This is a genomic window from Escherichia sp. F1 (genome assembly GCF_046764225.1).
Lineage (GTDB): Bacteria > Pseudomonadota > Gammaproteobacteria > Enterobacterales > Enterobacteriaceae > Escherichia > Escherichia coli.
On record NZ_CP177202.1, the window covers coordinates 1,182,044 to 1,205,145 of the forward strand.

Genomic DNA, 23,102 nt, shown 5'->3' on the forward strand with positions numbered 1-23,102 from the left:
GGAAAAGGATAATGCTTAAATCTGTTTTTTTAATTATCGATGTGGTCTGGAGAGGCAACTGTCAAAAATCGCTCATACGAAACTAATGATTAGCAGAATAAGATCTATGAAAGAATATATTGCTATATGAAGTTTATTTTTATGGGGTGAAAAGTAACAGATATCATAATGATGCGAAAACTCTTCAACTAATGTAATAAAGTTTTATTATTAGATACAAAATCATTACAAACTTTCATTGAATCGATGGTAACTATAAATAGTGCTAAGTATTAGCATTTGCTTGTTGACTGAGAGTATCGACTTTGTGAATGGAAGCGGTGTCGGGTTTTATGTCGCAGGTAATGACGACCCAGGATGAATGAGAACGCATAAAAATCTGTTATTTACATCATAAGATCATCATGTTTATTGCGTGGTTTATAAGTATTGTTATTGCATACTCAAGGCCCTTTAGCTCAGTGGTTAGAGCAGACGACTCATAATCGTCCGGTCGCTGGTTCAAGTCCAGCAAGGGCCACCATATCAGCATTCACGTATCAGGAAGAGTTAAGGGTACAAGGGGTACTCGATGGCGGTCTATATTTCACGACTAACGCCATTTCAAGGAAGAAGTTTGGTGGGTGGTTTCGAATGAGGGCTGGTGTTTTGGTACGTGGCACGCCACTGCAATGTATTTATCCATCAGTACTCATTCAAAAGTACCTGGAAAAAATGCCCGCTATGCCAAGCGGGCAAATTGCTTACATGTGGAATTAAGTAATTAACGATAAAGCCAGAGTATTATCATTTATTATACCCCTTCATTTAATCAGGTTAATTACTCAAATCACTGAACTATTCTCTTTTCGCTCACTTATGCTGAGTGAGTACCACGACCAATGTATGTAGAACAATGCCTTAGAGTAAGGATGAAATGTCTCTGCCACGCCTTAAACATCTACTACTGACTAGAACCGCCGTCGAATGCAGAAGAGTCTTGTGAGCGTTACAGGAGTCTGGCTTTGGTCATTAATCAACGCTATTGAGATATACATTTCTAACACTCAAAAAACGATTTTCACTAATAAATTATAACGGGTGGTTTTTATCATACAGCGAAATAACCTTTTGTTTATTAAATTTAACATTCCTGTGCTAAATTAATTAAAAGTGCCATGTATAGCATATGAAGCTGCTAATGCCAGCAATTGTCTCAAATGAGCGATTTTTTATAGTGACAAACAATAATAACATTAAAAATAGCCATGTAGACATTAACTGAGGAATAGACAATGTTAGTTAGTAAAAGCAACGAAATTAACACTAGCACATTTATAAATAGTGGAAGTTGTAATGAAAGAAAATCTTCTAAATCCATGGAGTTACTAGCTTATAGTATTATAAAATTAATTTGTAAGGAAGCTGCCACAGGGACGTATAACGGTGCTCTTGAAATTTTACAAAAAATGATGTCTGAATGTAAATATCATGAAAGCAATGCTTTTGTCATTATGGGAGCCGGAGAACAATTAAAACGTATTAAATATGATGTTAATGAAAATAAATTAAAAGTATACAACGTACACTTTGATAATAATCAAGAGTTAGTTGCTGATGGTGAGCCTGACGTAGTATTTTTAAAAAAAACGGTGTGGGAAGACCTTCTCGTTAAACTAAAGCTGGAGAACAAAGAAAATGCGGTTTCTGAAGTTCATAAATCAGCGAATAAAGGTGAGATTGAGCAATTAGTTGAATGCTCTAAGAGAAATGAAAAGACGCTTCTTGATAATATAAGTAAAAATACTGCTATCTATAATATTTACAATAACCAACGAGCAACAAACATTACTACATCTTTATCTGAACCACCTGCACAAGGTAAAAGTAATGATGTAGATAAATTAAAACAAACGCAGTTTATCAATGCTAGTCAATTTGATATTAATGAGCTTCAGCAGAGTTCTGCTTTTTTAGCGTCAAAATATCACACCATAGATATTCAAGAAAAAACAGATGCGTTTGTGAAGAAGTTCAAGGGGATATTATTTGATAAAAATGGAAGGTCTTCAGAGCTTCTGTTTAATTTTTATGAGTGTTGCTATAAGTTTTTACCAAGAGCGCAGCCTCAAGATAAAATTGAAAGCTATAATTCAGCACTGCAAGCTTTTTCCATCTTTCGTTCATCTACTTTGAATAATAATGATGTAGGGTTTAATTTCAAATTATTCCCAGAAGTCAAGCTGTCTGGAGAACATCTTGAAACGGTATTCAAATACAAAAATGGCGATGATGTCCGGGAGATAGCCAAAATTAACATTACTCTCCAAAAAGAAGAGGGTGGTTTATATAATTTACGTGGATTGGATTTTAAGGGATGCTTCTTTTCTGGACAGAACTTCAGTAACTATGATATTCAATATGTGAACTGGGGAACGTCATTGTTTGATGTTGATACTCCGTGTATTTTTAATGCGCCTGCTTACAACAAGAGTAATGAAAAATCATTAGAACGCGTCAGCGAAAACGGTTTAAGTGGAGTCTTGTCTGATCGTAATAATAAAATAAAACTCATCACGGGCGTGGCACCATTCGATGATATTTTATTTATGGATGATGACTTTGATGATAGTTCTTCTGAGGATGATCCCGTTGAAAATAGTCCTGTTGTGACTAGTCCCCTTGTATCAAGTTCTAAAAGCAGTTTTCAATGATAAATAAATGGCAATTTTTACAAAGAGATAATAACGTAGATTGAAACAATATGTATTATTGATTGATTAAACGGGATTATTTTTTACACTACAACCATTTTGCTGCCACTACCAAAGAAAAAGGGGCTACGCTTTCACGTAACCCCTTGATTTATTTGGTGGGCTGGCGGTGTCTGAATTGGTGCTGTAATGGGTTGAAATATTTCATCTAATGTCTGGTTCAACTTTCCTTAGCTGCCTGAAAGTTTTTTTGATATTACCCATCAATAATAGGGTTACGGTGTACCACGCCTGACTGATGAACTGCGTGCTCAGAGTTACCACTTCAGCGCATAACCGTGGCAGCAGACCCGGACAGAGCAAACGGCTCAGGACATTATCGGTAGGGGACGTACTGGTAGTATGGAAACTGAACCGACTGGGGCGCAGTATGCGACATCTTGCCGTGCTGTTGGAGGAGCTGTGAGAACGTGGTATTAACTTTCGTGCTCTGACTCTACCAATATTTGCCCAATAATGGGGGGACGAAAGCTGTAAAAGTAAAACAATCTGCAATCTCAATGTTATTGTGTGATTTTTATGTGAGCAGAAGATATTCATCAGAAACGATTATGTAAATCATTTTATTTTTCCGACGGCTTCAATGTCGAAAGAAAAGAATACGCCCGTATTTCCTGAATAGATTGACTTTTTTATCCAACCACACTTCAGCGCACTGCGTTTAAAAAATGCCTCTTTCTTATGCGGAATATCATCATTTCATCATGATGTCTTTGATGAGCGGTGAACACAATACACTTGCGCTGTCTCTTCAGGATGAATCCCCTGGTCTGGTGCCTGTGGGCTGATGTTGCAGCAGAGCTACGGTCGCTTAAACGCTACTCAGTATTCACTTTTCAGAGGATGAAATTTATGAACAGGACCAGTCCCCATTATTGTCGCCGCTCAGTACTTTCCTTATTGATATCTGCCTTGATATATGCCCCGCCAGGGACGGCGGCCTTCACTCCTGATGTTATTGGTGTGGTAAACGATGAGACTGTAGATGGCAGCCAAAAAGTAGATGAACGAGGTACAACAAATAACACTCATATTATCAACCATGGCCAGCAGAATGTTTATGGCGGGATATCTAATGGAAGTCTTATTGAATCGGGTGGATATCAAGATGTAGGAAGGCATAACAATTATGTGGGGCAGTCTAATAATACAACCATTAACGGGGGCAGACAGTCAATTCATGACGGGGGTATTTCCACAGGTACGATAATCGAGAGTGGCAATCAGGACGTTTATAAAGGGGGTATCATCAATGGAACGACAATTAAGGGCGGTACTTCACGCGTAGAGGGGGGGACTGCGAATGGAACAATCATTGATGGTGGTAGCCAGATAGTAACAATTCAAGGGCATGTTGACGGTACAACGATAAATAAGTCTGGCTCTCAGGACGTAGTACAAGGAAGTCTGGCGACGAACACAACCATAAATGGTGGTCGACAGTATGTTGAACAGAGCACAGTAGAAACAACCACCATTAAAAATGGCGGTGAGCAAAGAGTATATGAAAGCCATGCGCTGGACACGACGATTGAAGGTGGAACTCAGTCTCTGGATAGTAAGTCAACGGCAAAAAATACTCAGATCTATTCTGGTGGTACGCAAATTGTTGATTACACCAGCACCTCGGATGTTATTGAAATTTATTCCGGTGGCGTGCTTGATGTTAGAGGTGGTATGGCAACAAATGTTACTCAGCACGATGGAGCCGCTTTGAAAGTAACGACTTACGATTTGACGGTGAGCGGTACGAATAGTGAAGGGGCATTCTCCATCCACAATAACGTGGCAGACAATGTGTTGCTGGAAAACGGTGGTCATTTAGACGTATATGGTTCGGCAACCAGGACGATAATTAAAGATAAAGGAACAATGTCAGTTTTAACGAATGCTAAAGCTGATGCGACCCGAATAGATAACGGCGGCGTTATGGATGTTGCCGGAAACGCGACAAATACCATAATTAATGGTGGCACACAGAATATTAATAATCATGGTATTGCCACGGGCACCAATATCAACAGCGGAACACAAAATATCAAGAGCGGCGGGAAAGCTGACACGACAAATATCTCCTCCGGAAGCCGGCAGGTTGTTGAGAAAGATGGTACGGCAACTGGCAGCAATATTAGCGCCGGAGGCTCGCTGATTGTCTATACCGGTGGTATTGCACATGGGGTTAACCAGGAGACGGGCAGTGCTTTAATTGCCAACACGGGCGCAGGGACTGATATCGAAGGATACAACAAGCTCTCTCACTTCACTATTACCGGAGGAGAGGCTAATTATGTTGTGCTGGAAAATACCGGCGAACTGACGGTAATGGCTAAAACCTCGGCGAAAAATACTACCATTGATGCTGGCGGTAAGCTGATTGTCCAGAAGGAGGCTAAAACAGATAGCACCAGACTTAATAATGGTGGCGTTCTGGAGGTTCAGGACGGTGGTGAGGCTAAGCATGTTGAGCAACAATCCGGCGGCGCATTAATTGCTTCCACGACCTCCGGAACACTTATCGAAGGAACCAACAGTTATGGTGATGCTTTCTACATCAGGAATTCAGAAGCTAAAAATGTAGTGCTGGAAAACGCTGGCTCATTAACAGTCGTCACTGGTTCCCGGGCAGTTGACACGATTATTAATGCCAACGGCAAAATGGATGTTTATGGAAAAGATGTTGGTACTGTGCTTAATAGTGCTGGTACCCAAACAATATATGCCAGTGCCACTTCTGAAAAAGCAAATATCAAAGGTGGCAAGCAAATGGTATATGGTTTAGCCACTGATGCAAATATTGAAAGTGGTGAACAAATTGTTGATGGTGGGTCAACAGACAAAACGCACATCAATGGCGGTACGCAAACCGTTCAGAATTATGGTAAGGCGATCAATACCGATATCGTCTCTGGCCTACAACAAATTATGGTAAACGGGACAGCGGAAGGTTCCATTATTAATGGCGGTTCACAGGTAGTTAATGAGGGCGGTCTGGCTGAAAACTCGGTGCTTAATGAAGGCGGCACTCTCGATGTGCGGGAGAAAGGCAGCGCAACGGGGATACAGCAAAGTAGCCAGGGCGCGTTGGTTGCAACCACCAGAGCGACGCGGGTCACAGGGACACGCGCTGATGGCGTCGCGTTCAGCATTGAGCAGGATGCGGCGAACAATATCCTGCTGGCAAATGGCGGCGTGTTAACCGTGGAGTCAGACACCACTTCCGCCAAAACACAGGTCAATGCGGGCGGTCGGGAGATCGTCAAAACAAAAGCCACTGCGACTGGCACGACGCTCACTGGCGGTGAACAAATCGTCGAGGGTGTGGCAAATGAGACAACGATTAACGACGGCGGAATACAAACAGTTTCGGCTAACGGTGAGGCAGTAAAAACAACGATTAATGAAGGCGGTACGCTGACAGTCAACGATAATGGCAAAGCGACAGATATCATCCAGAACAGCGATGCCGCTCTCCAGACGAGCACGGCTAACGGTATTGAAATCAGCGGTACTCACCAGTACGGCACCTTTTCCATTGCCGGAAATTTAGCGACCAATGTGCTGCTGGAAAATGGCGGTAATTTATTGGTATTAGCAGGTACCGAAGCTCGCGATTCCACGGTTGGCAACGGTGGGGCAATGCAAAACCTGGGTCAGGACTTCGCCACAAAGGTTAATTCTGGTGGGCAATATACCCTCGGTCGGTCAAAAGATGAGTTTCAGGCTCTGGCCCGGGCAGAAGATCTACAGGTTGCTGGCGGGACGGCAATCGTCTACGCAGGTGCGCTGGCGGATGCATCGGTCAGTGGCGCGACAGGAAGCCTGTCGTTAATGACGCCACGGGATAATGTTACGCCAGTTAAACTTGAAGGGGTGGTCCGGATTACCGATAGCGCGACATTAACTATCGGAAATGGCGTCGATACGACGCTTGCCGACCTGACGGCTGCCAGCCGGGGCAGTGTCTGGCTTAACAGCAATAATTCCTGTGCAGGCACCAGCAACTGCGAATATAGAGTAAACAGTTTGCTCCTCAACGACGGTGATGTTTATTTATCAGCACAAACAGCAGCGCCTGCCACAACTAACGGTATCTACAATACGCTGACCACCAGTGAACTTTCCGGCAGCGGTAATTTCTACTTGCATACCAACGTTGCAGGCTCCCGGGGCGATCAACTGGTCGTCAACAACAACGCCACTGGCAATTTTAAAATCTTTGTTCAGGATACAGGCGTCAGCCCTCAGTCTGACGACGCGATGACGCTGGTGAAAACAGGGGGAGGGGATGCTTCGTTTACGCTGGGTAATACTGGCGGTTTCGTTGATCTTGGGACCTATGAGTATGTCCTGAAAAGCGATGGTAACAGCAACTGGAACCTGACCAATGATGTCAAACCCAACCCGGACCCCAACCCAAATCCGAAGCCGGATCCAAAACCAGACCCAAAACCGGATCCGAAACCAGACCCGACTCCCGATCCAACACCGACACCCGTCCCTGAGAAACGCATCACGCCTTCTACGGCAGCCGTACTCAATATGGCAGCAACATTACCGTTGGTATTTGATGCTGAGCTAAACAGTATTCGCGAGCGGTTGAACATAATGAAAGCGAGTCCACACAACAATAATGTCTGGGGGGCGACGTATAACACCCGTAATAATGTCACCACCGATGCGGGGGCTGGGTTTGAGCAGACGCTGACCGGAATGACAGTGGGGATCGACAGTCGTAATGATATTCCTGAGGGGATTGCCACGCTGGGCGCTTTTATGGGCTATTCACATTCACATATCGGTTTTGATCGCGGAGGACATGGCAGTGTGGGCAGTTATTCTCTGGGGGGCTATGCCAGCTGGGAACATGAAAGTGGTTTTTATCTGGACGGTGTCGTGAAGCTTAACCGTTTTGAAAGTAACGTAGCCGGTAAAATGAGCAGCGGTGGAGCCGCCAACGGCAGTTATCGCAGCAACGGGCTGGGCGGTCACATTGAAACCGGGATGCGATTTACCGATGGTAACTGGAACCTGACGCCGTATGCATCGTTAACGGGGTTCACCGCTGATAACCCCGAATATCATTTATCCAATGGTATGGAATCGAAATCAGTCGATACCCGCAGTATATATCGTGAACTGGGCGCAACGCTGAGTTACAACATGCGTCTGGGGAACGGTATGGAAATTGAGCCGTGGCTGAAGGCGGCTGTGCGCAAAGAATTTGTCGATGATAACCGGGTGAAGGTGAATAATGACGGTAATTTTGTCAATGATTTGTCGGGCAGACGTGGAATATACCAGGCAGGTATTAAAGCCTCATTCAGCAGTTCGTTAAGCGGGCATCTCGGGGTGGGGTATAGCCATGGTGCCGGTGTGGAATCCCCGTGGAATGCGGTAGCTGGTGTGAACTGGTCGTTCTGACCATCAACGAAAAAGCCCACATCTGTGGGCTTTCATATCACCAAGAGCCGCGGCTCCTTTGCGTATCCTTTTATGTCTCCTCACCGTCTGGTCGGTGTTCTGCTGAGACTTCTAACTTCCTGTTTTTGTTGGTGTTGTCCTTGCACCGTTCAATCATGATTGGTGGAGCTGGCGGGAGTTGAACCCGCGTCCGAAATTCCTACATCCTCGGTACTACATGCTTAGTCAGTCTTTACATTCGCTTGCCAGCTGCGGACGGACACGCCACTAACAAACTAGCCTGATTAAGTTTTAACGCTTCAACCCCAGGCAGGGCTTCCACGCGATCTCTTTTGGGTTTGACCTCTCTTGATCCCCGTCCTAAGAGCGGAGGCTAGGGAGAGAGGGCTCTAAGCAGGTTATTAAGCTGCTAAAGCGTAGTTTTCGTCGTTTGCGACTATTTTTTGCGGCTTTTTACGAGGCCAACCGCCCCTCGGCATGCACCTTGGGTTTCGCAAATCCCGTCGAATCCAGAATCAGCCCCAATGTGTAACGGCAAGTATACCAGATTTATGAGCGCCATGACCAGCCTCAATGGCGTTATCGTTAAAGATTTAGCACCCATGTAGCCTGATTTTTATTCGATTAAGCAATGGGATGGCAACATTTGTGTCGGATGTGATAGCCAATAAGATGTGCATTCGCGCCGCCGGAGAGGGAGGCGCGGTGAGGAACTGGTCAATCATTGGAGTGCAGGTTTAACGGTGGGCGTTTTTCATGATACGCGCTTTATCCACCTGCCATTCGCGTTCTTTGATGTCTGAACGTTTATCGTGCTGTTTCTTACCTTTGGCGACGCCGATTTTCACTTTGCACCAGGCATTTTTCCAGTACAGGGAGAGCGCCACTACGGTATAGCCTTCTCGATTGACGCGACCGTACAATGAGTCCAGTTCGCGCTGGTTGAGAAGTAACTTGCGGGTACGGGTAGGATCGCACACCACATGCGTGGAGGCCACAGCCATTGGCGTGATGTTAGCGCCAAACAGAAATGCTTCTCCATCACGTAGAAGGACGTAGCTGTCGCTGATATTGGCTTTTCCTGCGCGCAGGGATTTAACCTCCCAGCCTTGCAGGGCAAGTCCCGCTTCGAACTCTTCTTCGATAAAGTATTCGTGACGGGCGCGCTTGTTAAGCGCGATGGTCGCTGAACCAGGTTTATGTGCTTTTTTCTTCGTCATAAGCGTCGTGAATCATCGGTAATCTGAAATCGAAAACACCCCATATCAATCCTGCGGGGGACAAGGCTCTATCTTAGCATGAACCCGATGTTACCCAGCGCCGGGATAGCGTTTTTTTTACAGCAGGATAAATGATATTATTTGTTGGATTTTTGTTGATGGAAATTGTTATGCCTCAGATTAGCCGGACCGCACTGGTACCCTACAGCGCGGAGCAAATGTATCAGTTAGTGAATGACGTTCAGTCTTATCCTCAGTTTTTGCCGGGTTGTACCGGAAGTCGGATTCTGGAGTCCACTCCTGGGCAGATGACTGCGGCGGTAGATGTCTCTAAGGCTGGGATCAGCAAAACGTTTACTACCCGCAACCAGTTGACCAGTAACCAAAGTATTCTTATGAATCTGGTGGATGGGCCGTTCAAGAAATTGATCGGTGGCTGGAAGTTTACGCCGCTGAGTCAGGAGGCGTGCCGTATCGAGTTTCATCTCGATTTTGAGTTTACCAATAAGTTGATTGAACTCGCCTTTGGCCGCGTGTTTAAAGAGCTGGCGGCTAATATGGTCCAGGCTTTTACGGTTCGTGCGAAAGAGGTTTACAGTGCCAGGTAAAATTGCCGTTGAGGTGGCTTATGCGCTACCTGAGAAGCAGTACCTGCAGCGCGTGACGCTGCAGGAGGGTGCGACGGTTGAAGAAGCTATTCGTGCCAGTGGCTTGCTGGAATTGCGTACCGATATCGATTTAGCTAAAAACAAAGTCGGCATTTACAGCCGTCCGGCAAAACTCAGCGATATTGTACATGATGGCGATCGGGTGGAGATTTATCGTCCTCTCATTGCCGATCCGAAAGGGCTGCGCAGGCAACGAGCAGAAAAATCAGCGAATAAATAACAGACAGAAAAAAGGTGCTCATTGAGCACCTTTTTTAACGTCTTTGAGAGCAACTTTATTATTAGTTACCACTCAGCGCAGGTTTATTATCAATATTGGTCAACACCCCGCTACTATTAAAGGTCAGCGTCAGCGTTTGCTGCGTTACACCTTCATGACCTGGTTGCTGGCGGAAGACATAGAACCAGGTATTCGTACCAAATGGATCGGACATCAGCGGTGTACCCAATGCGTACGCAACTTGTTGTTGCGTCATGCCAACACGTATTTTGGATACGTCGTTAGCGGTCAGATAGTTCCCCTGGTTGATGTCAGGACGGTAAACCACTCGCTCCAGAGTGGAACAGCCTGCGGTCAACATCAATAGTACTGCTGCTGCAGCAGTCAGCGTTTTACAGCGCATAGTGATTTGATTCCTTTTCGGGCCCGAGCAGTACGTGGCTCATCTGTAATATGCCGATGATAATAGACCTTTCATCACTTTAAAACCTTTTGCTTTCCGGTCTTACGGCGTTTTGCTGTTTACTCTGACCGTGAAGCAGGAAAAAAGTTTACGCCGCAAGCAGTTCTTTCGCATTCGCCAGAGTGTTACGTGTGACTTCACTGCCACCAAGCAGGCGCGCCAGTTCTTGTAACCGCGCTTTTTTATCCAGGGATTGCATATGCGTTTCTGTCATCGCACCATCGGTTTCTTTGCTGACAAAATAGTGTTGATGACCACATCCCGCGACTTGTGGCAGATGGGTAACACACATCACTTGAGTTGATTCGCCAAGTTGACGCAGCAGTTTGCCGACAACTGCCGCTGTTGGACCGCTAATCCCTACATCCACTTCATCAAAAATCAGTGCCGGGGTTTCCATTTTACGCGCCGTGATGACCTGAATTGCCAATGCAATGCGTGACAATTCACCACCGGATGCGACTTTGGCAATAGGCTGCATTGGCTGACCTGGGTTGGTGGTTACCCGAAACTCAATACGATCGGCACCGTCAGCGCCCAGGTGATGCTCGTCAAATTTAACATCGATCGTAAACTGCCCATGCGGCATTGAGAGCGCATGCATACTGTCGGTGATCAGCTGTGCCAACTCATTTGCATAATGCTGGCGTTGCAGGTGTAATGCGTGCGCGGTTTCCAGTGCCTGCTGATGATGTTTCGTTACCGCCAGCGCGAGCGTTTCTTGTGAGTCGGCCTGATCGTCCAGTTGCTGCTGTTCTTCCAGTAGCGACTGGTAATACTGTGGCAATGCCTCAGGGCTGACGTGATGTTTACGTGCCAGCGAAATCTGTCTTGAGATGCGCTGTTCAAGTTCAAACAGTCGGTTGGGATCGAGATCCAGACGATCGCAGTAGTGGCGCAGTTCATCGCTGGCTTCAGCAATCTGGATGGTAGCTTCTTCCAGCATATCAAGTACGCCGGACAGTTTGCTGTCCATGCCAATCAATTCGCTCACCAGTTGTTTAGCCGTGTAAAGCTGACTTTGCAGGTTTGCGTCTTCACCGTCGGCCATTAATGCCAATGCATTCTGGCTGGTAGTCAGCAATTGACCGCTGTTCGCCAGACGTTTGTACTCTTCGTCGATTTGCTCAAACTCTCCGGGCTGCGGATTAAATTCGTTAAGTTCTTTTAATTGGTATTGCAGCAGCTCCGCACGGGCAGCACGTTCCTGACTTAACTGTTGATGATGCGCGAGGTCACGGCAGCTTTGATGCCACAACTGATAACGTGCGGTCATTTCCTGAAGTAGAGAGGTTTCATTGGCATAGCCATCAAGCAGGAATTTTTGGTGCTCAGGTTTGGTGAGTAATTGATGAGCGTGCTGACCATGGATCTGAATGAGCAACTGACCCAGTTCGCGCAGTTGTGACAGAGGAACCGCTGTACCGTTGATGAAACCACGGGAGCGACCATCGCTGCTGATTACGCGACGAAGCAAACATTCATGTCCGTCTTCAAGCTGGTTTTCTTCCAGCCAGCGCAGGGCCGCTGGCGTATCTTTCAGAGAAAAACGGGCGCACAGGTCGGCACGAGCAGCGCCGGTACGCACCATGTCGGCTTCAGCGCGACCACCGAGACAAAGGCCGAGGGCATCTATTGCAATAGATTTACCCGCGCCGGTCTCGCCAGTTATTACGGTCATGCCGCTATGAAAATCAATCTCAAGCTCACGAACGATAGCAAAGTTGCTGATGGTCAGTTGTGCCAACATAGTCGTTTTCCTGTATGAAAAACCATTACTGTTATTGTGTACAGTATAAACTGGTTTTATATACAGTAAAGAGGCTGGCGTAAAATTAGAATAATTTTTTTGACCAGCCGAGCTTGGTGCTTAATGTATTGAAATAACTGTAATCTTTCGGATGAATCAGATTCAGATGGTAATCACAGCGACGAATCAGGACATCTTCACCTTCCTGAATAGGTAGTGCTATTTGGCTGTCGCAACTGATTTCCAGGTCGTTACGGCGATGCGAAAAACGCAGACGGATCGTGCTGCTGCTGTTTATCACCAGTGGTCGTGCTGACAACGTATGCGGGAACATGGGCACCAGGGTAATCGCATCCAGAGAGGGTGTCAGAATAGGACCGCCTGCAGAGAGGGAATAGGCGGTGGAGCCTGTTGGCGTCGAAATAATTAGTCCATCGGAACGCTGAGAAAACGCAAAGATCTCGTCGATATACACTTCGAACTCAATCATATGCGCCACTTTACCAGGATGAAGTACCACTTCGTTAATCGCCGTGCTGATGCGTTTCTGGCAATCTTGCTGACAGACTTGCGCTTCCAGCAAAAAACGTTTTTCGCTGATGTAGTGGCCTTCCAGCACATCGGCTAACTGTTGCTGGGCGTTATCGGGATCAAGGTCGGTCAGGAAACCCAGGTTGCCACGGTTGATTCCAATAACTTTAATATCGTAACGGGCGAGTGTGCGTGCCGCGCCCAGCATATTACCGTCGCCACCAACGACTACCGCGAGATCAGCCAGTTGCCCAATCTCCGCGAGCGTGCCAGTTTTCACATTCTTCAGTTGCAGTTCGTGAGCGATTTGCTGCTCAACGATGACCTCGTAACCTTTTGTGCACAGCCAGCGGTAGAGCATTTCATGTGTTGTCAGTGCAGTGGGGTGCCGTGGGTGTCCCACAATGCCAATACACTTGAAATGATTATTCATTTTTCCGAGGTCCTTGTTGCGAAGATTGATGACAATGTGAGTGCTTCCCTTGAAACCCTGAAACTGATCCCCATAATAAGCGAAGTTAGCGAGATGAATGCGAAAAAAACGCGGAGAAATTCATGAGTAGTAAAGAACAGAAAACGCCTGAGGGGCAAGCCCCGGAAGAAATTATCATGGATCAGCACGAAGAGATTGAGGCAGTTGAGCCAGAAGCTTCTGCTGAGCAGGTGGATCCGCGCGATGAAAAAATTGCGAATCTCGAAGCTCAGCTGGCTGAAGCCCAGACCCGTGAACGTGACGGCATTTTGCGTGTAAAAGCCGAAATGGAAAACCTGCGTCGTCGTACTGAACTGGATATTGAAAAAGCCCACAAATTCGCGCTGGAGAAATTCATCAACGAATTGCTGCCGGTGATTGATAGCCTGGATCGTGCGCTGGAAGTGGCTGATAAAGCTAACCCGGATATGTCTGCGATGGTTGAAGGCATTGAGCTGACGCTGAAGTCGATGCTGGATGTTGTGCGTAAGTTTGGTGTCGAAGTGATCGCCGAAACTAACGTGCCGCTGGACCCGAATGTGCATCAGGCTATCGCAATGGTGGAATCTGATGACGTTGCGCCAGGTAACGTACTGGGCATTATGCAGAAGGGTTATACGCTGAATGGTCGTACGATTCGTGCGGCGATGGTAACTGTAGCGAAGGCAAAAGCGTAATTTCTGTTTTCGTAATAATTCACGGCCCTGCATGCGAATGCAGGGCCGTTTTCGTTACTCCGCCACACTCTCGCGCAGCGGTTTTACAGGAAAAACTTTTACCTGCTTAATCATATTGTCCTGTACGTCGAGAATATCGATATCGTACTCGCCAATACGCACGCGGGTGCCTGCGACAGGGATCTCTTCCAGTGCCTCAAGAATGACGCCATTAACCGTGCGGGCATCATCTTCCGGTAGATGCCAGTTAAAGGCTTTGTTGATTTCCCGCACGTTGGCGGTGCCATCGATAATCACCGAACCGTCGTTTTGCGGCGTGACCTCTTCGGCAAGTGTTGGCGACATCGAGGTAGTGAAATCGCCGACAATCTCTTCCAGAATATCTTCAACCGCCACCAGCCCCTGAATGTCTCCATATTCGTTGACGACCAGGCCGACTTTCTTTTTGTTGCGCTGAAACTTTACCAACTGCGTGCTGAGCGGCGTACCTTCTGGCACAAAATAGATCTCGTCCGCAGCACGCAGCATCGTCTCTTTGGTGAACTCTTTTTTCTCCGACATGAGTCGCCAGGCTTCACGCACGCGCAGCATACTGATGGCGTCGTCCAGCGAGTCACGGTAGAGCACGATACGTCCGTGAGGTGAGTGGGAGAGTTGGCGCAGAATCGATTTCCAGTCATCGTTGATATCAATACCGATAATTTCACTGCGCGGCACCATGATGTCATCGACGGTCATCTTTTCCAGATCGAGTACTGACAGCAGCATATCCTGATTGCGACGGGATATTTGTGAGCGCGATTCGTGCACGATGGTGCGCAACTCTTCTTTGCTTAAAGAGCCGCTAACAACGATATCGGTTTTGATGCCCATCATGCGCATTAACATGCGGGTAATAGCGTTCAGCAACCAGACCAGCGGCATCATCAAAATTTGCAGCGGAGCCAGCAGAAAACTACTCGGATAAGCGACTTTTTCCGGGTACAGCGCGGCAATGGTTTTCGGCAATACCTCAGCAAATACCAGTACGACAAAAGTCAGCACACCAGTTGCAATTGCCACGCCCGCATCGCCGTACAAACGCATCCCAACAATAGTGCCGAGCGCGGAGGCAAGAATATTGACCAGGTTATTGCCGATTAACACCAGGCTTATCAGGCGGTCTGGCTTACGCAGCAATTTTTCGACGCGTTTGGCCGAGCGATTACCCTGTTTCGCCATATGTCGAAGACGATAGCGGTTGAGGGTCATCATTCCAGTTTCGGACCCGGAAAAATAGGCTGAAATGACCACCATGATGATCAGAATAATGATCAACGTAGTAGTAGAAATGTGTTCCAGGGGAAACTCCTTTTCTGGGGTTAGCTGATTAACTGCTGGACAATTCGGCTGCCGAAGTAGGCTAGTGTCAGAATGACTGCACCCGCAACGTTAAACCAGACGACGCGACGTCCACGCCATCCTTCATGATAATGTCCCCACAGCAGCACAATATAGACAAACCACGCCACGATAGAGAGCACAGCCTTGTCGATATTTTCCATGCTAAATAAGTTGTGCATGTAGAACAGGCCAGTGCAAAGCGTGAGCGTTAGCAGCACCACGCCAATCTGCGTGATGTGGAACATTTTACGCTCGATACTCATCAATGGCGGCATTTCCTGGTTAAACGCCAGCTTCTTGTTCTTCAGTTGGTAATCAATCCACGCCAGTTGCAGCGCGTACAGGGCGGCGATAATCAGCGTGGCATAGGAAAAGAGCGATAAGCCAATGTGCACCAGCATCCCAGGCGTTGCTTCCAGATGGGTGATGTATTCATTGGGCATGAATGTCGCCAGCGCCAGGTTGATAAGCGCAAAGGCATAGACAATGGGTAGCAGCAACCAGCCACGATTGCGAGAAGCCACAATGGTCATTACCGTACAGATCATCAAACTGACCAATGAACCAACGTTCAGCAGGCTGAGGTTTTGTCCGCTATCACCGTCGGGCAGGATGCGGGCTTCCAGAGCGATTGCGTGGCAGACCAGCGCGATGACCGCAGAAATAATAGCCATGCGCCGCCAGCCGCCGTTTTTTTGCAGCAGACCGGGAACAATCAGCGCAAGACTGACGGAGTAGGCGACAAGCGCGAGCAGAGCAAAAACGGGCATAGTAATGTCGACAGTTTGAGCAATAAGAAAGAGAAGCAGTATAGCGTTAGGTGAACGCTGCTCCAACCGTTGCATAACAACAAAGACGCCTTCATGTTATACTGCGGCAATATACTGATGATGTGTCGCGATTGCGGCCAACCGTTTCCACCCCAGGCGAGAGACAATGTTTGATAATTTAACCGATCGTTTGTCGCGCACGCTGCGCAATATCAGTGGCCGTGGACGCCTCACTGAAGACAACGTAAAAGATACGCTGCGCGAAGTGCGCATGGCGCTGCTGGAGGCGGACGTCGCTCTGCCGGTAGTGCGTGAGTTTATCAATCGCGTAAAAGAGAAAGCGGTTGGTCATGAAGTTAATAAGAGCCTGACGCCGGGGCAGGAGTTCGTCAAAATCGTCCGTAACGAACTGGTTGCGGCGATGGGCGAAGAGAACCAGACCCTGAACCTGGCTGCGCAACCGCCTGCGGTCGTGCTGATGGCGGGCCTGCAAGGTGCCGGTAAAACAACCAGCGTTGGTAAACTCGGTAAGTTCCTGCGCGAGAAGCACAAGAAGAAAGTGCTGGTGGTTTCTGCTGACGTCTATCGCCCGGCGGCAATCAAACAGCTTGAGACGCTGGCAGAGCAGGTGGGCGTTGATTTCTTCCCTTCTGATGTTGGTCAGAAGCCGGTTGATATTGTTAACGCTGCGCTGAAAGAAGCCAAACTGAAATTCTACGACGTGCTGCTGGTGGATACCGCTGGTCGTCTGCACGTTGACGAAGCGATGATGGACGAGATCAAACAAGTCCATGCGTCGATTAACCCGGTTGAAACCCTGTTTGTGGTTGACGCCATGACCGGTCAGGATGCGGCCAATACGGCAAAAGCATTCAATGAAGCGTTACCGCTTACCGGTGTAGTGTTGACCAAAGTGGACGGCGATGCCCGCGGCGGTGCGGCGCTCTCTATTCGTCACATCACTGGCAAACCGATCAAGTTCCTCGGTGTTGGCGAGAAAACTGAGGCGCTGGAGCCGTTTCATCCGGACCGCATCGCGTCGCGTATTCTCGGTATGGGCGACGTACTGTCACTGATCGAAGATATCGAAAGCAAAGTTGACCGCGCGCAGGCAGAGAAATTAGCCAGCAAGCTGAAAAAAGGCGACGGCTTCGATCTCAACGACTTTCTTGAGCAGCTGCGCCAGATGAAAAATATGGGCGGCATGGCTAGCCTGATGGGCAAGCTGCCGGGCATGGGGCAGATCCCGGATAACGTCAAGTCGCAGATGGACGATAAAGTGCTGGTGCGTATGGAAGCCATCATCAACTCGATGACGATGAAAGAGCGCGCTAAGCCAGAAATCATCAAAGGTTCGCGTAAGCGTCGTATCGCCGCCGGTTGCGGGATGCAGGTACAGGACGTTAACCGCCTTCTGAAGCAGTTCGACGACATGCAGCGCATGATGAAGAAAATGAAGAAGGGCGGAATGGCGAAGATGATGAGAAGCATGAAGGGTATGATGCCGCCGGGATTTCCTGGTCGCTAATCGGCCTGGCTTGTTTGCCTTTTTGGCACCGGGGTGTGCTCGTCATCCTCACGTACTGCGTGTACGCTCCGGTGACTGCGCGCACTCCGGCACCAAACTGGCTGCACCGCCGACGGCCTTTTACAGCAGAGTTAGCAACTGTTGATTGCAATTTCCGCAAAAATGAGTAAAATTTTCGGGCTTTTAATATGACACCGGACTCCGTTCCTCGATGGGGTCCGGTTGTTTTATTCACACAAGAGGATGTTATGGTAACTATTCGTTTAGCACGTCACGGCGCTAAAAAGCGTCCGTTCTACCAGGTTGTTGTCGCTGACAGCCGTAATGCACGCAACGGTCGCTTCATCGAGCGCGTTGGTTTCTTCAACCCAATCGCTAGCGAAAAAGAAGAAGGCACTCGCCTGGATCTGGATCGCATCGCTCACTGGGTTGGCCAGGGCGCAACTATTTCTGATCGCGTTGCTGCGCTGATCAAAGAAGTAAACAAAGCAGCTTAATCTGTCACGGTGGTCATGATGAGCAAACAACTCACCGCGCAAGCACCTGTTGATCCCATCGTTTTGGGAAAAATGGGTTCGTCTTACGGTATTCGTGGGTGGCTCAGAGTGTTTTCTTCCACCGAAGACGCCGAAAGCATTTTTGACTATCAGCCCTGGTTTATCCAGAAGGCGGGTCAGTGGCAGCAAGTCCAGCTGGAAAGCTGGAAGCACCACAATCAGGACATGATCATCAAGCTGAAAGGCGTTGACGATCGTGATGCGGCGAACCTGCTGACGAATTGTGAAATTGTCGTGGATTCATCGCAGCTGCCTCAGCTTGAAGAGGGTGACTACTACTGGAAAGACCTGATGGGCTGCCAGGTAGTAACCACTGAAGGCTACGATCTCGGTAAAGTCGTCGATATGATGGAAACCGGATCTAATGACGTTCTCGTCATTAAGGCAAACCTGAAAGATGCGTTTGGTATCAAGGAACGTCTCGTACCGTTCCTCGATGGGCAGGTTATCAAGAAAGTCGATCTCACTACTCGTTCAATCGAAGTAGATTGGGATCCTGGTTTTTAAACCACCGGATAAACGGTAAAAGACGGCGCTATGTGGATTGGCATAATTAGCCTGTTTCCTGAAATGTTCCGCGCAATTACCGATTACGGGGTAACTGGCCGGGCAGTTAAAAATGGCCTGCTGAGCATCCAGAGCTGGAGTCCTCGCGACTTCACGCATGACCGGCACCGTACCGTGGACGATCGTCCTTACGGCGGCGGACCGGGGATGTTAATGATGGTGCAACCCTTGCGGGACGCCATTCATGCAGCAAAAGCCGCGGCGGGTGAAGGCGCAAAGGTGATTTATCTGTCACCACAGGGACGCAAGCTTGATCAAGCGGGCGTCAGCGAACTGGCAACGAATCAAAAATTGATTCTGGTGTGCGGTCGCTACGAAGGTATAGATGAGCGCGTGATCCAAACCGAAATTGACGAAGAATGGTCAATCGGCGATTACGTTCTCAGTGGTGGTGAGTTACCAGCAATGACGCTGATTGACTCCGTTTCCCGGTTTATTCCGGGAGTACTGGGACATGAAGCCTCGGCAACGGAAGATTCCTTTGCTGAAGGATTGCTGGATTGCCCGCACTATACGCGGCCTGAGGTGTTAGAAGGGATGGAAGTTCCGCCAGTGTTACTGTCGGGCAACCATGCCGAGATACGTCGCTGGCGTTTGAAACAGTCGCTGGGCCGTACCTGGCTTAGAAGACCTGAACTTCTGGAAAACCTGGCTCTGACTGAAGAGCAAGCAAGGTTGCTGGCGGAGTTCAAAACGGAACACGCACAACAGCAACATAAACATGATGGGATGGCGTAAGCCCCCGAGATATCAGTTTACCCAGGATAAGAGATTAAATTATGAGCAACATTATTAAGCAACTTGAACAAGAGCAGATGAAGCAGGACGTACCTTCCTTCCGTCCGGGTGATACCGTGGAAGTGAAAGTATGGGTTGTTGAAGGTTCCAAAAAACGTCTGCAGGCATTCGAGGGCGTGGTTATCGCTATTCGTAACCGCGGTCTGCACTCTGCATTCACTGTTCGTAAAATTTCCAACGGCGAAGGCGTTGAGCGTGTCTTCCAGACTCACTCTCCGGTAGTTGACAGCATTTCTGTCAAACGTCGTGGTGCTGTTCGTAAAGCTAAACTGTACTACCTGCGTGAGCGTACTGGTAAGGCTGCTCGTATCAAAGAGCGTCTTAACTAAGGTTTCGCTTAAGCGACATCCTGTTAAGAAGGGCTGGCCAATTGGCTGGCCCTTTTTTTATCTGTTTGCTCGTGTTTTAAGGGGGTGTAATCACCACTGCGACGCGGCGGTTCTCGGCGCGGCCCTGGGCGGTCTTGTTACTGGCTATGGGATATTTTTTTCCTAAACCCTGTGTGGTGAGATTGCTGCGTGGAATTTGTCCACCAATAGCCCATGCATCGGCCACGACATTCGCCCGTTTCAATGATAAGCCTTCGTTGTAACTGTCTTCACCATAGTTATCGGTGTGTCCATCCATACGGGCATGTGTTAGCCCTGTCGAGGCCAATTTGGCTGCCATGGTTTGGATCTGTTGCTGGCTTTCCGGGAGCAATTTGTAGTCATTTTTTGCGAACAGAATGGCATCTGATAAGCCCAGCGACCAGTCGCCGGCGGATTCAGTAAATCCATAAGATTGCATAGCGGCGACTTGCTCAGGAGTAAACTTTCCCTGAGGGGACTGGCAGCCAGTCAGTATTAGTGAGGTGAAAATCAGGGGTGCTACCAGGTGCTTTATCATATCGATATATCCTTGTTATCTCACCAGCTTTTCGGCACGCTGGTGTTTGGCCTGATACATATTGTGATCGGCAAGCTCTTGTAATTTTTCCGCAGAGGCGTGCTCAATGGTCATCGCGTAACCAATGCTTAATGTCATGGTGGTCTGATGGCCATTATGAAGATCAAACGGGAGATTAAAGATTTGTGTCAGTGCTGAGCATATCTGCTGCACTTCAGATTCCGACTGTACATCATAGAGCACCATAGCGAATTCATCGCCGCCCAGGCGGTATGCTTTATGTCGCAGCCCGCCAAATTCAGCTAACCGTTTTGCGATTTCAATCAAGACTCTATCGCCCGTCGCATGACCCCAGGTATCATTGATATATTTGAAATTATCGCCATCAAGAAATAGTAACGCCGACGTTTTTCGGGCATCGGAACTGTTCATCAACGTGTTGATACCGCTACGAAACGCTGCGCGGTTAGCCAGCCCGGTTAATGGGTCATGTAGTGCGGTACGTAGAAGCTGCGCATTTTTGGCCTGTAAACGAAGCTGCCACTCTTCCATTTCATCCAGCAGACTGTTGAAGTCGAGAGCGAAGCGGTGAAACTCTGCGATACGTTCTTCCGAAACTCGTCGGGAAAAATTGCGGTTGGAACGCACATCATGTACGACATCGGTGATGTTTTTTAACGCTTCAACCAGACCATTGTGCAAATGGCGGGTGAGGGTAATTGCGATGCCTGATGCCAGCAGAATGCAGGCGGTCAGGACAGCGAGCGAAAACCAGATGAAATGGCTGATTGAACTGTCGCGAGCGGTTAAGCGAACTTCGCCAATGGTTTCACCATTGTGACGAATCGGCTGAACGATGGGGGCAGGGAAGAGCCAGTGGCTTATGAAATTACTGAAAGTATCGCCTGGATCCTTACGGGTGTAATGCCAGGATACCAGAATATTTTGCTGCTTATCACGCACTTCTGCAGTTGAAAATTGGCCTTGCTGCCCCAGCGCTGCCAGTGTTTCAGTTGCTGCAGAGCCATCGGCAAAAACGACCGCTGCTTCCAGACTGTAAGTCATTGTTGCTGCTGTCAGTGCCAGGTTTTTTTGCGCGTACTGTTTCAGGGTCAGCACCGAGGTCACGGAAAGCAGCAACCAGATCAGCATCATAGTGATAAATATGCTGGTCATACTGATGTTGCGTAATGCTCTTTTAAACGTGGGGCGCTTATTAAGAGAATTATCGTTATCCATCATTTTTCTTCCGTGCGAGCATTAAGACATCCGGGTTGACCTTTACTCCGCTACGCGATAAGGCATCCAGGTTTACGGCAAATCTGACGTCATTATTGTGGATGATCAGACAAAAGGCGCTACCAATAATGCACTCGGTATTTTGTTCGGCAATTAATAATAACGCCTTTGACGGATATTGTTCGGTTAATTCCATCTGGAATGTCGGTGACTCGTTGCCAAAATAAAAACCATTGCAGCCTGAAATCATCGCCTCTTGTTGAGTGTGAATGATGACAGGCAGATAAGGCAAAGATGTCGCGGCATTCTCTTGTAGGGCGGTACTAAAACGTGAAGATGAAAAGATACATAACTTTGGTGGCCCTGATAGCGCAGGCCAGCGGGTGTAACTGACAATACCGGAAACCATCATACGCACGTTTTTCGCAACGTCAGAAGGTTCCTGAGCGAGTATTGGTGCTCCCGTCAGCAGGAGAATCAGCAGTAAGAACAGTCGGTGAGAAAAACGCATTCAGGGATCCTCACCATCTTCGCTCGAAATGCATCGATATTTTTTCAGAATGCTCATTAAAATATCATTCTTTCATGCGGTCGTCATCAATGTGAGAAATAAAACACAATGAGTAAAATCTCATGCTTAATTTATTTGCGGGGGTTTAATTAATTTAATCGTATTGTGCTGGCATTTTCATCAGCCCCTTTTTGCCATACTTCATGCAGTTGACTGGCATTTTCAACATTGTTGCAGCTGGCAGGAAAGCTTTTACCGGAAAGGCCCCGGGCATAAGTAAAATCGGTCTGGCAAGTTTTCTTTTGTCCTTCGGCATATCCTTTAAGGTATAGACCGCGATCCGCCTGTGAATCGCTAAATGCATCGTCATCTTTTATGGCGCTGCCCGATATCGCATCTTCCATACCGACATCATACCAGTCGGTGCTGGTCAAGGTTGGCGCGTGAGTATAAGGATCAATCTGACATCCGCTAACCAGTAAAGCCAACAAGGGGGCAATAAACTTTTTCATCATTTCTTTCTCCTTTTTCAAAGCATAGCGGATTGTTTTTAAAGGTGGTGTAAATTTATTTGTACGAAAATAAGCGTCAAAAGCGCGAATAAATTGCTTGTGTAAATAAAAATGTACGAAATATGGATTGAAAACTTTACTTTATGTGTTATCGTTACGTCATCCTCGCTGAGG

The 23,102-nt window shown here is 47.7% G+C and carries 21 protein-coding genes, 1 tRNA gene, 1 other RNA gene and 1 pseudogene; 13 read left to right on the plus strand and 11 right to left on the minus strand.

Annotation, left to right across the window (positions count from 1 at the left end):
• Positions 1-447 precede the first annotated feature (447 nt).
• The 5 genes and pseudogenes from ACK8NJ_RS05680 to ypjA all read left to right on the plus strand — a co-directional run bounded on the left by ACK8NJ_RS05680 (position 448) and on the right by ypjA (position 8,174).
• Positions 448-523, plus strand: a tRNA-Ile gene (locus tag ACK8NJ_RS05680).
• Positions 524-1,274: 751 nt separating this feature from the next.
• The gene (locus tag ACK8NJ_RS05685; RefSeq protein WP_000961347.1) at positions 1,275-2,693 is read left to right on the plus strand and encodes a DUF5507 domain-containing protein; all 1,419 of its coding nucleotides are present in this window, start codon (positions 1,275-1,277) and stop codon (positions 2,691-2,693) included.
• A gap of 337 nt (positions 2,694-3,030) precedes the next feature.
• A pseudogene (locus ACK8NJ_RS05690) lies at positions 3,031-3,156 on the plus strand (recombinase family protein); the annotation flags it as partial.
• Positions 3,157-3,421: 265 nt separating this feature from the next.
• Positions 3,422-3,541, plus strand: a complete 120-nt coding sequence (locus ACK8NJ_RS05695; protein WP_001131441.1) for a hypothetical protein — start codon at positions 3,422-3,424, stop codon at positions 3,539-3,541.
• A 64-nt stretch (positions 3,542-3,605) separates the two neighbouring features.
• Positions 3,606-8,174 (plus strand): adhesin-like autotransporter YpjA/EhaD, encoded by a 4,569-nt coding sequence (ypjA, locus tag ACK8NJ_RS05700; protein ID WP_411962220.1) that lies wholly within the window; start codon positions 3,606-3,608, stop codon positions 8,172-8,174.
• Positions 8,175-8,334: 160 nt separating this feature from the next.
• Here ypjA and ssrA read toward each other — a convergent pair.
• Together ssrA and smpB are read right to left on the minus strand one after the other, a co-directional pair.
• Positions 8,335-8,697: a transfer-messenger RNA gene (gene ssrA, locus ACK8NJ_RS05705) on the minus strand.
• Between the two features lie 214 nt (positions 8,698-8,911).
• Positions 8,912-9,394, minus strand: coding sequence for an SsrA-binding protein SmpB (gene smpB, locus ACK8NJ_RS05710; protein ID WP_000162574.1), 483 nt, complete (start codon positions 9,392-9,394; stop codon positions 8,912-8,914).
• Positions 9,395-9,564: 170 nt separating this feature from the next.
• On the opposite strand from smpB, the gene ratA reads away from it, so the two are divergent.
• Positions 9,565-10,002 (plus strand): type II toxin-antitoxin system toxin RatA, encoded by a 438-nt coding sequence (ratA, locus tag ACK8NJ_RS05715; RefSeq protein ID WP_001300750.1) that lies wholly within the window; start codon positions 9,565-9,567, stop codon positions 10,000-10,002.
• A complete protein-coding gene (locus ACK8NJ_RS05720; protein WP_411962221.1) occupies positions 9,992-10,282 on the plus strand; it encodes an RnfH family protein in 291 nt (96 codons plus the stop codon). The genes ratA and ACK8NJ_RS05720 overlap by 11 nt, the downstream gene beginning before the upstream one ends.
• A 61-nt stretch (positions 10,283-10,343) precedes the next feature.
• Here the strand turns inward: ACK8NJ_RS05720 and bamE are convergent, their stop codons facing one another.
• From bamE to nadK, 3 genes are all read right to left on the minus strand, one after another.
• The gene (gene bamE / locus ACK8NJ_RS05725) at positions 10,344-10,685 is read right to left on the minus strand and encodes an outer membrane protein assembly factor BamE (RefSeq protein ID WP_001203437.1); all 342 of its coding nucleotides are present in this window, start codon (positions 10,683-10,685) and stop codon (positions 10,344-10,346) included.
• Between the two features lie 148 nt (positions 10,686-10,833).
• Positions 10,834-12,495 (minus strand): DNA repair protein RecN, encoded by a 1,662-nt coding sequence (recN, locus tag ACK8NJ_RS05730; protein WP_411962222.1) that lies wholly within the window; start codon positions 12,493-12,495, stop codon positions 10,834-10,836.
• An 85-nt stretch (positions 12,496-12,580) separates the two neighbouring features.
• On the minus strand, positions 12,581-13,459 hold the full coding sequence (gene nadK, locus ACK8NJ_RS05735) for an NAD(+) kinase (RefSeq protein WP_001059169.1): 879 nt from the start codon (positions 13,457-13,459) through the stop codon (positions 12,581-12,583).
• 122 nt (positions 13,460-13,581) lie between these two features.
• Between nadK and grpE the strand changes: the two genes are divergently transcribed.
• On the plus strand, positions 13,582-14,175 hold the full coding sequence (gene grpE / locus ACK8NJ_RS05740) for a nucleotide exchange factor GrpE (RefSeq protein ID WP_001296310.1): 594 nt from the start codon (positions 13,582-13,584) through the stop codon (positions 14,173-14,175).
• Positions 14,176-14,229: 54 nt separating this feature from the next.
• Here grpE and ACK8NJ_RS05745 read toward each other — a convergent pair whose 3' ends face one another.
• The gene (locus ACK8NJ_RS05745) at positions 14,230-15,516 is read right to left on the minus strand and encodes an HlyC/CorC family transporter (RefSeq protein WP_411962511.1); all 1,287 of its coding nucleotides are present in this window, start codon (positions 15,514-15,516) and stop codon (positions 14,230-14,232) included.
• A gap of 20 nt (positions 15,517-15,536) precedes the next feature.
• Complete coding sequence (locus tag ACK8NJ_RS05750; RefSeq protein ID WP_001338897.1) at positions 15,537-16,328, minus strand: cytochrome C assembly family protein; 792 nt, start codon at positions 16,326-16,328, stop codon at positions 15,537-15,539.
• Between the two features lie 166 nt (positions 16,329-16,494).
• Here ACK8NJ_RS05750 and ffh point away from each other — a divergent pair, with 166 nt between their 5' ends.
• From ffh to rplS, 5 genes are all read left to right on the plus strand, one after another.
• Positions 16,495-17,856 (plus strand): signal recognition particle protein, encoded by a 1,362-nt coding sequence (ffh, locus tag ACK8NJ_RS05755; protein ID WP_000460035.1) that lies wholly within the window; start codon positions 16,495-16,497, stop codon positions 17,854-17,856.
• A gap of 248 nt (positions 17,857-18,104) precedes the next feature.
• The gene (gene rpsP, locus ACK8NJ_RS05760; RefSeq protein WP_000256450.1) at positions 18,105-18,353 is read left to right on the plus strand and encodes a 30S ribosomal protein S16; all 249 of its coding nucleotides are present in this window, start codon (positions 18,105-18,107) and stop codon (positions 18,351-18,353) included.
• Between the two features lie 18 nt (positions 18,354-18,371).
• Positions 18,372-18,920, plus strand: coding sequence for a ribosome maturation factor RimM (gene rimM / locus ACK8NJ_RS05765; RefSeq protein WP_000043335.1), 549 nt, complete (start codon positions 18,372-18,374; stop codon positions 18,918-18,920).
• Positions 18,921-18,950: 30 nt separating this feature from the next.
• Entirely contained in the window at positions 18,951-19,718 is a 768-nt protein-coding gene (gene trmD / locus ACK8NJ_RS05770) for a tRNA (guanosine(37)-N1)-methyltransferase TrmD (protein ID WP_000264777.1), read from the plus strand.
• A gap of 41 nt (positions 19,719-19,759) precedes the next feature.
• Positions 19,760-20,107, plus strand: coding sequence for a 50S ribosomal protein L19 (gene rplS, locus ACK8NJ_RS05775; protein WP_000065253.1), 348 nt, complete (start codon positions 19,760-19,762; stop codon positions 20,105-20,107).
• Between the two features lie 76 nt (positions 20,108-20,183).
• On the opposite strand, the gene ACK8NJ_RS05780 is transcribed toward rplS, so the two are convergent.
• The 4 genes from ACK8NJ_RS05780 to ACK8NJ_RS05795 form a co-directional block, all read right to left on the minus strand.
• Entirely contained in the window at positions 20,184-20,666 is a 483-nt protein-coding gene (locus ACK8NJ_RS05780; protein ID WP_411962226.1) for an OmpA family protein, read from the minus strand.
• 15 nt (positions 20,667-20,681) lie between these two features.
• Positions 20,682-21,908: a diguanylate cyclase DgcN gene (gene dgcN, locus ACK8NJ_RS05785; protein WP_411962227.1), complete on the minus strand. Its 1,227-nt coding sequence runs from the start codon at positions 21,906-21,908 to the stop codon at positions 20,682-20,684.
• Positions 21,898-22,416: a YfiR family protein gene (locus tag ACK8NJ_RS05790; RefSeq protein ID WP_001212391.1), complete on the minus strand. Its 519-nt coding sequence runs from the start codon at positions 22,414-22,416 to the stop codon at positions 21,898-21,900. The genes dgcN and ACK8NJ_RS05790 overlap by 11 nt, the downstream gene beginning before the upstream one ends.
• A gap of 149 nt (positions 22,417-22,565) precedes the next feature.
• Positions 22,566-22,931, minus strand: coding sequence for a DUF2799 domain-containing protein (locus tag ACK8NJ_RS05795; RefSeq protein ID WP_000976004.1), 366 nt, complete (start codon positions 22,929-22,931; stop codon positions 22,566-22,568).
• Positions 22,932-23,102 lie beyond the last annotated feature (171 nt).

Bases quoted from the DNA above. Each gene is read 5' to 3' on its own strand.
- ACK8NJ_RS05790 (WP_001212391.1), bottom strand. From the start codon at position 22,416: ATGCGTTTTTCTCACCGACTGTTCTTACTGCTGATTCTCCTGCTGACG.
- rpsP (WP_000256450.1), top strand. From the start codon at position 18,105: ATGGTAACTATTCGTTTAGCACGTCACGGCGCTAAAAAGCGTCCGTTC.
- dgcN (WP_411962227.1), bottom strand. From the start codon at position 21,908: ATGATGGATAACGATAATTCTCTTAATAAGCGCCCCACGTTTAAAAGA.
- ACK8NJ_RS05780 (WP_411962226.1), bottom strand. From the start codon at position 20,666: ATGATAAAGCACCTGGTAGCACCCCTGATTTTCACCTCACTAATACTG.
- rimM (WP_000043335.1), top strand. From the start codon at position 18,372: ATGAGCAAACAACTCACCGCGCAAGCACCTGTTGATCCCATCGTTTTG.
- ACK8NJ_RS05685 (WP_000961347.1), top strand. From the start codon at position 1,275: ATGTTAGTTAGTAAAAGCAACGAAATTAACACTAGCACATTTATAAAT.
- nadK (WP_001059169.1), bottom strand. From the start codon at position 13,459: ATGAATAATCATTTCAAGTGTATTGGCATTGTGGGACACCCACGGCAC.
- ypjA (WP_411962220.1), top strand. From the start codon at position 3,606: ATGAACAGGACCAGTCCCCATTATTGTCGCCGCTCAGTACTTTCCTTA.
- ratA (WP_001300750.1), top strand. From the start codon at position 9,565: ATGCCTCAGATTAGCCGGACCGCACTGGTACCCTACAGCGCGGAGCAA.
- ACK8NJ_RS05695 (WP_001131441.1), top strand. From the start codon at position 3,422: ATGCCTCTTTCTTATGCGGAATATCATCATTTCATCATGATGTCTTTG.
- ACK8NJ_RS05795 (WP_000976004.1), bottom strand. From the start codon at position 22,931: ATGATGAAAAAGTTTATTGCCCCCTTGTTGGCTTTACTGGTTAGCGGA.
- ACK8NJ_RS05750 (WP_001338897.1), bottom strand. From the start codon at position 16,328: ATGCCCGTTTTTGCTCTGCTCGCGCTTGTCGCCTACTCCGTCAGTCTT.
- grpE (WP_001296310.1), top strand. From the start codon at position 13,582: ATGAGTAGTAAAGAACAGAAAACGCCTGAGGGGCAAGCCCCGGAAGAA.
- rplS (WP_000065253.1), top strand. From the start codon at position 19,760: ATGAGCAACATTATTAAGCAACTTGAACAAGAGCAGATGAAGCAGGAC.
- bamE (WP_001203437.1), bottom strand. From the start codon at position 10,685: ATGCGCTGTAAAACGCTGACTGCTGCAGCAGCAGTACTATTGATGTTG.
- ffh (WP_000460035.1), top strand. From the start codon at position 16,495: ATGTTTGATAATTTAACCGATCGTTTGTCGCGCACGCTGCGCAATATC.
- trmD (WP_000264777.1), top strand. From the start codon at position 18,951: ATGTGGATTGGCATAATTAGCCTGTTTCCTGAAATGTTCCGCGCAATT.
- smpB (WP_000162574.1), bottom strand. From the start codon at position 9,394: ATGACGAAGAAAAAAGCACATAAACCTGGTTCAGCGACCATCGCGCTT.
- recN (WP_411962222.1), bottom strand. From the start codon at position 12,495: ATGTTGGCACAACTGACCATCAGCAACTTTGCTATCGTTCGTGAGCTT.